This window comes from Variovorax sp. AC103 (assembly GCF_979254005.1).
This window is the reverse complement of the sequence record NZ_CEEDFC010000031.1, coordinates 14,686-26,663: the sequence shown is the minus strand read 5'-3', so window position 1 is coordinate 26,663 and position 11,978 is coordinate 14,686. Positions and strand designations below refer to the sequence as shown.

At 69.9% G+C, this 11,978-nt stretch carries 10 protein-coding genes; 6 read left to right on the top strand and 4 right to left on the bottom strand.

What is annotated here, in order from left to right; all coding sequences use genetic code 11:
- Positions 1 to 4 precede the first annotated feature (4 nt).
- Genes AC0IYU_RS31730 through AC0IYU_RS31720 form a run of 3 tightly spaced genes read right to left on the bottom strand, consistent with a single transcriptional unit; the run spans position 5 to position 3,599 of the window.
- Positions 5 to 910: an ABC transporter permease gene (locus AC0IYU_RS31730; protein ID WP_435493984.1), complete on the bottom strand. Its 906-nt coding sequence runs from the start codon at positions 908 to 910 to the stop codon at positions 5 to 7.
- Between the two features lie 31 nt (positions 911 to 941).
- Positions 942 to 1,895, bottom strand: coding sequence for an ABC transporter permease (locus AC0IYU_RS31725; RefSeq protein WP_435437995.1), 954 nt, complete (start codon positions 1,893 to 1,895; stop codon positions 942 to 944).
- A gap of 42 nt (positions 1,896 to 1,937) precedes the next feature.
- The gene (locus tag AC0IYU_RS31720) at positions 1,938 to 3,599 is read right to left on the bottom strand and encodes an ABC transporter substrate-binding protein (protein ID WP_472125479.1); all 1,662 of its coding nucleotides are present in this window, start codon (positions 3,597 to 3,599) and stop codon (positions 1,938 to 1,940) included.
- 209 nt (positions 3,600 to 3,808) lie between these two features.
- On the opposite strand from AC0IYU_RS31720, the gene AC0IYU_RS31715 reads away from it, so the two are divergent.
- The 6 genes from AC0IYU_RS31715 to htpX all read left to right on the top strand — a co-directional run bounded on the left by AC0IYU_RS31715 (position 3,809) and on the right by htpX (position 10,773).
- Complete coding sequence (locus AC0IYU_RS31715) at positions 3,809 to 4,549, top strand: peptidoglycan-binding protein (protein ID WP_472125476.1); 741 nt, start codon at positions 3,809 to 3,811, stop codon at positions 4,547 to 4,549.
- An 80-nt stretch (positions 4,550 to 4,629) separates the two neighbouring features.
- A complete protein-coding gene (gene pyrC / locus AC0IYU_RS31710; RefSeq protein WP_472125473.1) occupies positions 4,630 to 5,661 on the top strand; it encodes a dihydroorotase in 1,032 nt (343 codons plus the stop codon).
- Positions 5,658 to 6,509 carry an NYN domain-containing protein gene (locus AC0IYU_RS31705; RefSeq protein WP_472125470.1) on the top strand — a complete coding sequence of 284 codons (852 nt, stop codon included), beginning with the start codon at positions 5,658 to 5,660 and terminating at the stop codon, positions 6,507 to 6,509. Before pyrC ends, AC0IYU_RS31705 begins: the two co-directional genes overlap by 4 nt.
- Entirely contained in the window at positions 6,506 to 7,270 is a 765-nt protein-coding gene (locus AC0IYU_RS31700) for a DUF3025 domain-containing protein (RefSeq protein ID WP_472125467.1), read from the top strand. Before AC0IYU_RS31705 ends, AC0IYU_RS31700 begins: the two co-directional genes overlap by 4 nt.
- A gap of 106 nt (positions 7,271 to 7,376) precedes the next feature.
- Positions 7,377 to 9,704, top strand: a complete 2,328-nt coding sequence (locus tag AC0IYU_RS31695; RefSeq protein WP_472125465.1) for an IgaA/UmoB family intracellular growth attenuator — start codon at positions 7,377 to 7,379, stop codon at positions 9,702 to 9,704.
- A gap of 196 nt (positions 9,705 to 9,900) precedes the next feature.
- Entirely contained in the window at positions 9,901 to 10,773 is an 873-nt protein-coding gene (htpX, locus tag AC0IYU_RS31690; protein WP_435486285.1) for a protease HtpX, read from the top strand.
- 91 nt (positions 10,774 to 10,864) lie between these two features.
- Here the strand turns inward: htpX and AC0IYU_RS31685 are convergent, their stop codons facing one another.
- A complete protein-coding gene (locus AC0IYU_RS31685) occupies positions 10,865 to 11,944 on the bottom strand; it encodes a ProQ/FinO family protein (RefSeq protein ID WP_472125462.1) in 1,080 nt (359 codons plus the stop codon).
- Positions 11,945 to 11,978 lie beyond the last annotated feature (34 nt).

Here is an 11,978-nt window from a genome sequence, read left to right as displayed (position 1 = left end):
GGCTTCAGCCCTTGTTGTCCATCGCCGAGCGCAGGCCATCGGACAGGATGTTGAAGGAGATCGAGGTGATGAAGATCATCGCCCCCGGCAGCGCCGCCACCCACGGCTGAACGTAGATCGCGGTGCGCAGCGTGTTGAGCATCAGGCCCCATTCGGGTTCGGGCGGCTTCACGCCCAGGCCCAGGAACGACAGGCCCGAGGCCAGGATCATCGACACCGCGATCAGGCTCGTGGCGTACACGAAGATCGGGCCCAGCACATTGCCCAGCACATGCACCCGCACGATGGTGAAGGGGCTGGCACCCGAGGCGCGCGCGGCCTCCACGTAGTCGCGCGTGCGCACCTGCGTGGTCACGCTCTCGGCCACGCGCGCGATCTGCGGAATGAACACGATGGTCAGCGAGATCAGCGAATTGACCACCCCCGCGCCCAGCGTGCCCGACAGCGCAATCGCCAGCAGCACCGACGGGAAGGCGTAGAACACGTCGATGGTGCGCATGATGAGCGTGTTGACGATGCCGCCCGCGTAGCCCGCGACGATGCCGATCACCGTGCCCAGCACGAAGGCGCACAGCACCGGCGTGATGCCGATGAACAGCGACAGCCGCGCGCCCACGATCAGCCGCGAGAGCATGTCGCGGCCCAGCTCGTCGCTGCCCAGGGGCAGGCCCTCGGTGCCGATGGGTTTCAGGCGCTTGAGCATCGACGCCTGGTAGGGGTCGGACGGCGCGAGCCACGGGCCGAACAGCGCCAGCGCGACCAGCAGCAGCACCACGACGGCCGCGCCCACGGCCACCGGGTCGCGCCGCAGGCGCAGCCACACCGAGGCCCAGTAGCCGCGCGAGCGCTGCATCGGCAGCGGCTCGGGCGTGGAAGAGGAGGAAGGAGAAGAAGCGAGCACGGTGGACATGGGGTGTGTCTTTGGGGTGTCTTTGTCTTCTTCAGGCGCGCGCGATGCGCGGGTCGAGCAGGGTCTGCAGCACGTCGACCAGCAGGTTGAGCAGCACGAAGAACAGCGCCAGCACCAGGATCGTGCCCTGCAGCAGCGGCAGGTCGCGCTGGAAGATGGCCGAGTTCAGCAGGAAGCCGGTGCCAGGCCAGGAGAACACGGTCTCGATGAGGATGGAGCCGCCGAGCAGGTAGCCCAGCTGCAGGCCCATGACCGCCAGCGCCGTGGGCGCCGCGTTCTTCACCATGTGGCGGAACACGCCCACGTGCGTGAGCCCCTTGGCGCGCAGCCCGACGATGAACTCCTGGTCGAGGATGTCGGCCACCAGCGCACGCACCGTGCGCGCGATGATGCCCATGGGAATCACCGACATGGTGAGCGCCGGCAACACCAGGAACTGCAGGTGCTCCCAGTTCCAGGCCCACTCGCCCGAGCCGCCGGGCCCCGCGCCGGTGGCCGGCAGCCACATGAGCTGCGACGAGAACACGATGACCATCACCATGCCCAGCCAGTAGTGCGGCACGCTCACGCCCAGCACCGAGAACATCGAGGCCAGGCGGTCGACCCACGAGCCGCGGAAGTAGCCCGCCACGAAGCCGAACAGGCAGCCCAGCACGAAGCCGATGAAGGTGGCCACCACCGCCAGCCGCAGCGTGTTGCCCACGGCGGTGAACACCTCGCCGGCCACCGCGCGGTTGCTGGCGATGGAGGTGCCCAGGTCGCCGTGCAGCGCGCGCCACAGCCACATGGCGAACTGCTCGGGCAGCGAGCGGTTGAAGCCGTAGAGCTCGCGCAGCTGCGCCTGCAGCTCGGCCGAGGCGTCGGGCGGCAGGATCGACACCAGCGGGTCGCCCGGCGCGATGTGCACGAGCAGGAAGCACACGAGGGCCACGCCGATCATGATCGGCACGGCGTAGAGCACGCGGCGCAGGAGGTAGGCGAACATCGTCTGGAATGGCTGGCGGGGGGGGCTGGCCGAACGACGCGCTCAGTCCATCGTCATGGTCGCGATGTCGATGAACCAGCTCTTGGGCTGCACCACGTTCTTGACCTTGGCCGACATGGCGCGCGGACCCACGTCGTGCGCGATCCACACGAAGGGCGCGTCGTCCACGATGTGCGTGTGCAGCTTGGCGAGTGCGGCGTCGCGCGCCTTGTCGTCGAAGCTGGTGCGTGCGTCGGCCACCAGCTTGTCGACTTCGGGGTTGCCGTAGTAGCCCCAGTTGTTCGACACCGGCGGAAAGGCCTTGGTGCTCACGAAGCGCACCATCGCGAAGAACGGGTCCATGGCCGCGAAGCTGATGTTGACCGCGTTGGCGCCGTTGGCCGACGGGTCCTTTGCGCCCTTGCGCCAGTTGGTGAACAGCGTGTTCCATTCGATCACGTCGAACTGCACGTCGAAGTAGCACTGCTTGAGCGACTGCTGGGCGAACTCGTTCATGGGCAGCGGCTGCATCTGGCCCGAGCCCGAGGCAGAAATCTGCACCTTCACCTTGATCGGCTTGGCCGCCGAGTAGCCGGCCTGCGTCATGAGGGCCTGCGCGGCCTTCACGTCGTACCTGATGTCGAAGGTCGGCTTGCCGAACCACGGGTGGCCCGGCGGCACGGTGCCCTTGGGCTCGGCCATCATCCCGCCCAGCAGCTGCTTCATGCCGCCGCGGTCGATGCACAGGTTGGCGGCCTGGCGCACGCGCTTGTCGAGCCAGGGCGAGCCTTCGGCGAATGACAGCTGCCACGGCCACACGTGCGGCTGCGCGTTCGAATAGACCTTGAAGCCGCGCTGCGTGATCTGCGCCATGGCGTCGGGCGAGGGCGCCTCGATCCAGTCGACCTGCCCGCCGAGCAGCGCGGCGGTGCGCGCGTTGGCCTCGGGCATGGGGATCATCACGACCTTGTCGATCTTGGGCACGCGCCTGGCGTCCCAGTACGTCTTGTTGGCGGCGAGCTCCAGACGCTCGCGCGCCACGAAGCGCGTGACCTTGAACGGGCCCGAGCCCGAGGGGTCGGCGGCGAAGGCGGTCCAGGCGGCCTTGGCCTTGTCGGCGGGCGTGGCGCCGGCGGCGGCGTCGAACTTCTTCTGCCAGTGCGCGGGCGAGGCCATGAACAGGTTCGACAGGTTGATCGGCAGGAAGGCGTCGGGCTCGCTGGTGGTGAGCTCCACGGTCAGGTCGTCGATCTTGCGGGCCGACTTGAGCGTGGGCATGCGCGAGGCCGTCACGCCGACCTGGCTGGGGTCGAACTGCGGGGCGTCCTTGTCGAGCACCTTCTGCACGTTCCACACCACGGCGTCGGCGGTGAAGGCCGAGCCGTCGTGGAACTTGACGCCGGGGCGCAGCTTGAAGACCCACTTGGTCTTGTCCTTGGCATCGACCGCCCATGCGGTGGCCACGCCCGGAATGAGCACGCTGGGCGCGTCGGCCTTGGACAGGTCCCACTGCGTGAGCGAGTCGTAGATGGGGATGCCGGTGAAGCGGTTGCCCTCGAACCCCTGGTCGGGCTGGCCCAGCGTGCGCGGAATGTCGGCGGCCGTCATGGCGATGCGCAGCGTCTTCTCCTGCGCCATGGCGCCGGGCGCGGCCAGCATCAGCGCAGCGAGTGCCGCGCAGGCGGCCAGGGGGTTCAGGAACAGGGCAGGGGCGGCACGCTTCACATGGAACTCCGGTGGATGGGTGACTGAAAGGTTCAGGAGAAGCTCTCAAGCACGACATGTGCCAGCCGCTGAAACCGTTGGCGCTTCCGCTGCGTACATGACCTGACGGCTACGCCATCCGGCGAATAGACGCGCTGCGGCTGCGTTTTGACAATGCAAACACGCTTATTCCAGAGTCCGCGATTCAAGCGTCAGGAGAGGGAATCCCAATGATCACGCTGAAACAGGGTTGGCGCGGCGCCGACGTGCGCCGCTTGCAGGAGGCGCTGAACCGCAAGCTGTCGCCCAGCCCCGCGCTGGCCATCGACGGCGACTACGGCCCGCGCACCCGCGCCGCGGTGCTGCGGCTGCAGGCCGCGCACTGGCTGGTGGAAGACGGCGAGGCCGGCCCGTGCACGCAGAACGTGGCGTTCGACGGCGAGCGCGAGGCGCCCATCCTGCATCCCGTGGCGCTGATTCCGCCGCTGGAGCCTGCGCTGTGCTGGGCCGCCGGCATCGCGATGATGACCCGCTCCACCGTGGCGGCGGTGCTGGCGCGCACGCCCGGCGACCTGCTGGCCACCGACGGCGCGTTGCACCCCTTCGTCGGCACCCGCGAAGAGGGCGCCGAAGGAGGGACGGAAGGCGATTGGCGCTTCGCGCAGGCGCACGGCCTCACGGTGCGCGCGCCGTCGCCCTGGTCGCTCGCATCGCTGCGCGCCGCGCTGCAGGAGGGCCCAGTCATGCTCGACATGCTGTGGGGCCCCAAGGGCTATGCGCAAGGCGTGGGCCGGCCTGGCCACACGGTGGTGGTCGCGGGCATCCGCGGCGACTGCGACCCGAGCGGACGCGGCACCACGCTGCGCGTTCTCGACCCCTGGCCGCCGAAGAAGGGCGCACGCAGCTCGGTCAATTTCTTCAAGTGGGTGCAGGCCGCGGGGGCGCGCACCTGCCGGGTGTTCCAGCGGTAGCGGCCGCTGACGAAGGCCGGGGGCAACGCTGGCCGCAGCGCCGCGCGCGCCGCGGGGCCGATGCGACAATCGCCCCCGCCATGACAGACACCCTCACGATCACCCGCCCCGACGACTGGCACCTGCACGTGCGCGATGGCGCCGCCCTCGAAGCCGTCGTTCCCCACAGCGCCCGCCAGTTCGGCCGCGCGCTGATCATGCCCAACCTGCGCCCGCCCGTGACCACCGCCGCCCAGGCGCTGGCCTACCGCGACCGCATCCGCGCCGCCGTGCCCGAGGGCGTGGCCTTCGAGCCGGTGATGTCGCTCTACCTCACCGACAAGCTGCCGCCCGAAGAAATCGCCCTGGCCGCGCAAGCCGGTGTGCGCGCGCTCAAGCTCTACCCGGCCGGCGCCACCACCAACAGCGATGCCGGCGTGACCGACATCCGCAAGACCTACAAGACGCTCGAGGCCATGCAGAAGCACGGCCTGCTGCTGCTGGTGCACGGCGAGGTGACCGACCCCGCCATCGACCTGTTCGACCGCGAGGCCGTGTTCGTCGACCGCGTGATGATTCCGCTGCGCCGCGACTTCCCCGAACTGAAGGTGGTGTTCGAGCACCTGACCACGAAGGAAGGTGCCCACTACGTGCGCGACGCCGGCCGCTTCACCGCCGCCACCATCACGGCGCACCACCTTCTGTACAACCGCAACGCCATCTTCACCGGCGGCATCCGTCCGCACTACTACTGCCTGCCCGTGCTCAAGCGCGAGACGCACCGCGTGGCGCTGGTCGAGGCGGCCACCAGCGGCAGCGACCGCTTCTTCCTGGGCACCGACAGCGCGCCGCACCCGGCGCACCTGAAGGAGCACGCGCTCGGCTGCGCGGGCTGCTACACCGCGCTGACTGCCATCGAGATGTACGCCGAGGCCTTCGACAGCGTGAACGCGCTCGACAAGCTCGAAGGCTTCGCGAGCTTCCACGGCCCCGACTTCTACGAGCTGCCGCGCCACACCGACACCGTCACGCTCCAGCGCGAGAGCTGGACCGTGCCCGAGACCGTGCCCTACGGCGAGGCCACGCTCAAGCCCTTGCGCGGCGGCGAAACGATCAACTGGAAGCTCGCATGACCCCGACACCGCGCGTGATGCTGCTGATCGACGCCGACAACGTCTCGGCCGACGTGATCGAACAGGCCGTGCAGCGCACGATGGACGACTACGGCGCCATCCATGTGCGCCGCGCCTACTGCAACGCCGAGATGGCGGTGAACCGGCAGGCCATGTTCAAGCGGCTGCAGGTGCGCCCGATGGTGAACCTGTCGACAGGCAAGAACAGCACCGACATCGCGCTTGCGGTCGACGCCATCGACCTCGTGATCGACGAGCGGCCCGACGTGGTGGTGCTGGTGTCGTCCGACTCCGACTTTGCGCCGCTGGTGATCCGGCTGCGCGAAAAGGGCTGCCGCGTCTGCGGCATCGGCCAGCAGGGCAAGACGGGCGAGGAAACGGTCGGCATCTACGACGCGTTCATCGACCTGGAACACCACGGCGTGAAGCCCGCGGTGCGCACCGCGACCGCGAAGAAGGCGGCGGCCAAGTCGGCACCCGCCAAAAAGACACGAACGACGCGCGCGAGCAGCGCGGCCGCAGCGCCGGCGGCCCCCGCGTCCGCGCCTGCACCGGTTGCCCGCAAGGCCGCGGCCAAGACGCCAGCGCGCAAGACAGCCAAGGCCGCCAAGCCGCAGGTGCCGCAGAAACCGCCCACCTCCGAGGCGGCGGAATTCATCCTGCAGGCCGTGCCCGCCTTGCGCAGCGGCGCCGACGTGCAGCTCAACGACGTGGCCCAGGCCCTGCGCGCCGCGGGCCTGCTCGGCAAGCACGGCAGCTCGCTCAAGCTGTTCGACAAGCTCACGGCGGAGTTCGTGGTCATGCAGCACCCCGACCGCATCCGCTGGACGGGCGCCTCCACCTCTTGAGCCTGCCGGCCGTCGACTGGGCGCAGCCCTGGCTGGCGCCCTATCGCGCCCACGGCGAAGCGGTGGCGCAGGCCGCGCTGCACACCTCGATGGCCGCGGCGCTGCAAGGCGCCAGGCCCGCTTCGGCGCCCGACTTCGTGGCCCAGCACGCGCTGCCCGCGGGCCGGGCCTACGAAGCGCATATCTTCCAGACCCGCACCGTTCCCACCCGCGACAACCTGCACGACCTGTTCAACGGCCTCGTGTGGCTCGCCTTTCCGCAGGCCAAGCGCCGCCTCAACGAGCTGCAGGCAAGCGAGATCGCGCGCGCGGGCGTCGGCGACGTGCGCGGGTCGTTGCGCGACGCGCTCACGCTGTTCGACGAGAACGGTGCGCTGCTCGATGCGCCGCCCGCGCTGTGGCAGGCGCTGGTCGCACGCGACTGGCACACGCTGTTCGTCGCACGGCGCGGGCTGTGGAACGAAGCGCGGCTGCTGCTGTTCGGCCACGCGCTGCTCGAGAAACTCGTGACACCGCGCAAGCCGATCACCGCGCACGTGCTGCTTGCGCACGACCTGCGCGGGTTCATCGCCCCCGGCGGTGCGGCCGACGAGGCCGACGCCGCGATTGCGCGAAATCTCGATGCGAAAAGCCTGGAAACGAAGCCTTTCGTTCCCCTGCCGGTGCTCGGCGTGCCAGGCTGGTGCGCGGACAATACGGCCGCGTCCTTCTACGCCGACGCGCAGGTCTTCCGGCCGTTGCCGCAGACGCCGACCCCCTAGCTTTTGCAGCGCTTCGTGCACGCGGCCCCAGGGCCCCGCAGCTGCGTCTCGCGCCGCGTCTCGGCGTGTCGCACAGAATTTCAATCAGAGGAGAGTCAATAAAAACATGGACACCGTCATCATCGTTCTCAAGGTCGGGCTGATCCTTTACGCGATCTACAGCCTCATCGTCTATGCCTCGCGCCGCTCCGGCAACAAGAGCGCGCTGAAGGGCTTCCGTGACAGGCCGGTGCTTCGCCGCATCACCGACGAAGAAAAGTCCGCGCTGCAGCCGTTCCTGATGGGGCAGGGCCTCACCGTCGAGGACGACGTGCGCGAACTCAGCGGCGCCTTCCTGCGGCACGGCCTGCAGTCGCAAGGTTCGTCCACCGAGCACGACACCATCGGCGACGTCGACGTGCTGCTGCCCTACGATGCCATCGAGTACGTCGAGGCGTACAACGAGGCGCTGGTGGTGTTGAGCAAGAAGTGCGCGGTGGTGATCCGCGTGAACGGCTTCGACCTGCTTGAAGGCCGCCAGCGCGCGCAGCGCCAGCAGGCGCAGGACGCGCAATGGAAGCGCGGCGAGCCCGGCGCGCTGCCCAGCCTGGACGACGTGGAACCCGGCGCCGGCCTGCGCGCACCCGAGGCCGCCGCCTCGGTGGCGAGCGACCCGGACGCGCGCTACAAGCGCGGCGAGGTCGTCATCCTGAACCAGCGCGCCGAGACGCCCGAGGAAGTCGAGAGCCGCGTGGGACGCGGCAGCGGCTGGGGCTCGGCGCTGGTGTGGCTGCTGGCGTTCGCGCTGCTGTGGCTCGCCACCTGGGACGCCACGCGCGCCGCGCAGGCGTACCTGCTGGGCGCGGGGCTGGTTGCGGGCCTGTGCGCCGCATGGCTCTTCGTGCGCCGGCCTTCCGGCACCTCGGCCGAGCGCCATCCGCAACAGGTCAACCGCGTGCGCGGCATGCTCAACGAGATTGCCGTGGTCAACGCGGGCAACGTGGCGATCAAGCGCGTGGGCCTTTTTCTCGGCGACAAGCTCAGCGTCGCACTGCCTTCGCACTGGGCGCATGCGCCTTCCACGCCGTATGGCGAGGTGATCGAGGCCGAACTGCGCGCCAGCGACTGCAGCGCGTTGAGCTTCGGCGACAAGTGGTCGGTGGCCGACGAATGGCGGCGCTTCCGCCCCGCGTACTGGGGGCGCCATCTGCTGCACCTGCTGGTCGGCCTGCTTGCGCTGGCGGCGTTGGCGCTGTCGCTGCCCGATCCGCGCGCCGACCTGCGCGGCGACCTGGCGCTGGTCGCGCAATCGGTCCTGCATGAAGAAGCGCCGGCGTACACCGACGCCGCGCAGCTGGCCGCCCAGCCGCCCAAGTGGGGCAGCCTGGTGAGCCTGAAGGGCGAAGGCCGCTGCGAGATCGGCATGGGCGGCCACGGCGACGGCAACCGCACGGCGCCCGTGGTCGACTGCACCCAGGTGCGCTGGAACGGCCAGGCGCCCGTGGTGCCCGAGCTGAAGATCCCCGAAAGCATCGTGGCCCTCGGGAGCCCCGACTTCATCCGCGCATCGGAAAACGGCATTGCCGCCAGCCTCATGGCGATGCTGCGCATGCAAATGGGCCAGGGCGCCGACCCGCTGGCCGCGTACCGCGCGCGCGAGAACGTGCCGATGATCGTGCGCCGCTTCGATCGCACCGTGGCCACGGTGGAGGCGGCCTGCAAGGACAGCGAAGGCCTCTCGCCGGGCGGCTGCCGCAACCTGCAGCAGGCCATCGTGAACACGGTGGAAGCCTCGGTGGAGACCGACGGCACCGACACCCCGATCCGCAGCTGGGCGGCGCTGGCCGCGAGCGCGGCGCCGGACAAGGAAAACGCCGACCTCGTGCTGACGCGCAGCCAGCTGGCCACCCTGCAGCGCGCGGTGCGGCAGTCGGTCGACGGCCTGGTCGCCGCGAAGATCGAGGCGGCGCGTCCCGCCATCGTGCCGGCCCGCGGCGGCGTGGTGCTGGTGTCCACGGCGCCGATCGGCGGCGTGCAACGCCCGGCGAACGAGGAAGGCACCACCGTGGCCGACGACGCGGATGCGGCCGTGGTCGAAGCCGCGGCGGCCGTCGACGGCGAGGACACCGGCGACGATTCGCTGCTCGGCCGCTGGGCGCGCCTGCAGCGCAATGCCGCGCCCGAAGGCGTGAAGCCCTTCGTTCTTGCGGGGCTTGTGACGGCCAGCGACACGGACGGCTCGGGCGCGGTGCGCCTGCACATCGACCCGCACCGCGACGCCACGCAGGCCGCGGCGGCCGGCGCGCACACGCTGTGGGCGCTGTTCGGGCTGGCGCTGGTGCTGGTCAACGGCGTGCTGTTCGCGTGGCGCTTCGCGCAGGGCATGCGCCGCCGCAGCCGGCTGCATGCCGACATCGCCACCCGCCCGGCACCGGGCGCGACGGGCCTTTTCTGAAGGGGCTACAGGCCTTTGCGGCAGCGGGGAATACCCGGGCGCCGCAACTTTTGCTCCTATCATGGTTCTCCCTGCTGCCGCCGCGCGGAGTGCCCTGCAACACACCACGACACCCGGGCCCTCCATGCCGCGCATGGCTTGAAGAGGGCCCAGGGGCCCTTATCTAGGTGGCAAGTTTCCCCACGGAGAATTCAACTTGAAACGTATCCTGCTGTTCGTCCTGACCAATGTGATGGTCGTTGCCGTGCTGGGCGTGGTCGCCAGCCTGCTCGGCGTGAACCGCTTCCTCACGGCCAACGGGCTCAACCTGGGCGCGCTGCTCGGCTTTGCGCTGGTGATGGGTTTCGGCGGCGCGATCATCTCGCTGCTCATCAGCAAGCCCATGGCCAAGTGGACCAGCGGCCTGCGCATGATCGACAACCCCCAGACGCCCGACGAGGCATGGATCGTCGGCACGGTGCGCAAGTTTGCCGACAAGGCCGGCATCGGCATGCCCGAGGTCGGCATCTTCGAGGGCGAGCCCAACGCCTTCGCCACCGGCGCATTCAAGAACTCGTCGCTGGTGGCGGTGTCCACCGGCCTGCTGCAGGGCATGACGCGCGAAGAGGTCGAGGCCGTCATCGGCCACGAGGTGGCCCACATCGCCAATGGCGACATGGTGACGATGACGCTGATCCAGGGCGTGATGAACACCTTCGTGGTGTTCCTGTCGCGCGTGATCGGCTATGCGGTCGACAGCTTCCTGCGCCGCGGCGACGACCGCTCGTCGGGCCCGGGCATCGGCTACTACGTGAGCACCATCGTGCTGGACATCGTGCTCGGCTTCGCCGCCGCGATGGTGGTGGCCTGGTTCTCGCGCCACCGCGAATTCCGCGCCGACGCCGGCGCCGCCGCGCTCATGGGCCAGAAGCAGCCCATGATCAACGCGCTCGCGCGCCTGGGCGGCCTGCCGGCCGGCGAGCTGCCGAAGGCGGTGGAGGCCATGGGCATCACCGGCAGCATGGGCAAGCTGTTCGCCACGCACCCGCCGATCGAAGAGCGCATTGCGGCGCTGCAGAACGCGCGCTGAGCCCGCGGGCAGCGGCGAGGCGGCGACGACGGCCGCACCATGAAAAAAACCGCCACATCGCTGTGGCGGTTTTTTTTCGTGCGCGGCTTGCTCAGTCTGCGGCGGGCGCTTCGGGCGTGGCGGGTGCGGCAGGTGCTTCGGCAGGCGCTTGCGATGCGGCGGGCGTTTCAGCAGCCTCGGCAGCCGCTTGCGCTTCCGGCGCTGCTGCTTGTGCGCCGGGTGCCTGCGTCGCCGCCGGCGCCGCTTCCGGCGCCTTGGCTGCCACAGGCGCTGCACGGTCGGCGCGGGCGCGCTGCAGGGTGCGCGTCACGTCGCCGTGCTTCATGCCGTACATGTCGGCGAACTCCTGCTCGCTGCGGCCGCTGGCCTCGAAGGCGCGCAGCAGCGCTTCGCGCTTGGCCGCCTGCTGGGCGAGTTCGGCCAGGGCTTCGTCGACCACGGCGTTGTTGTTCTCGTCGCGCGAGCGCACCAGCACCGCATAGGCTTCGCGGTCCAGGCCCGAGGCCTCGACCGCCTTGGCGATGCGCGCCACCAGCTGCGGGCGCAGGTCTTCGCCGTTGTTGCGCTGCGAGCGGCGGCGGTGCAGCTCCAGGATGGCGTGGTGCACATGCTCGGGCGCGACCGGGTCGAGCGCGTTGCCGTCGAGGTCGTGGCGCGCCAGGCCGGCGGCCACGCTCTCCAGGTAGCGGGTGGAGCGCGCGTGCTGGCCCATGGCGATCTTCAGGTCTTCGGCCTTGAAGTCTTCCGGGTGGCGCGCAAGCAGCTCTTCGTACACGCCGAGCTTCAGCGGCACGAAGCGCGCGCCGAAGAGCTGCGGGTACAGCTCGAACAGCCGTTCGAGCACCGGGCTGACCTTGCGCGGCGTGCGCTGGGGCTGGGCCTGGCCCTGGCCCTGGCCTTGCGCTGCCTGATTGCGGGGTTGCTGCTGCTGGCGCTGCGGGCGCTGGTTGCCGCCGCCCTGGTTGTTCTGCCGGGGCGGGCGGGACTGGCGGGGTTCACGTGGTTCACGGGGTTCGCGTGGCTGCTGCGGCTGCGCGGGCGATTCCGCGCTGGCGCCCGTGCCCGCATCGGGACCGGCCTGCAGCTGCTTCAGCTGATCGGCCATGTCCAGTTGCTGGCGCCGGGGCGGGCGCGCGTTCGTCTTCGGGTTGGCGGTGGAAGCGTCGGTCATGCGGGGGGCGCGGCGAGGGGCGCGGTGGAATGAA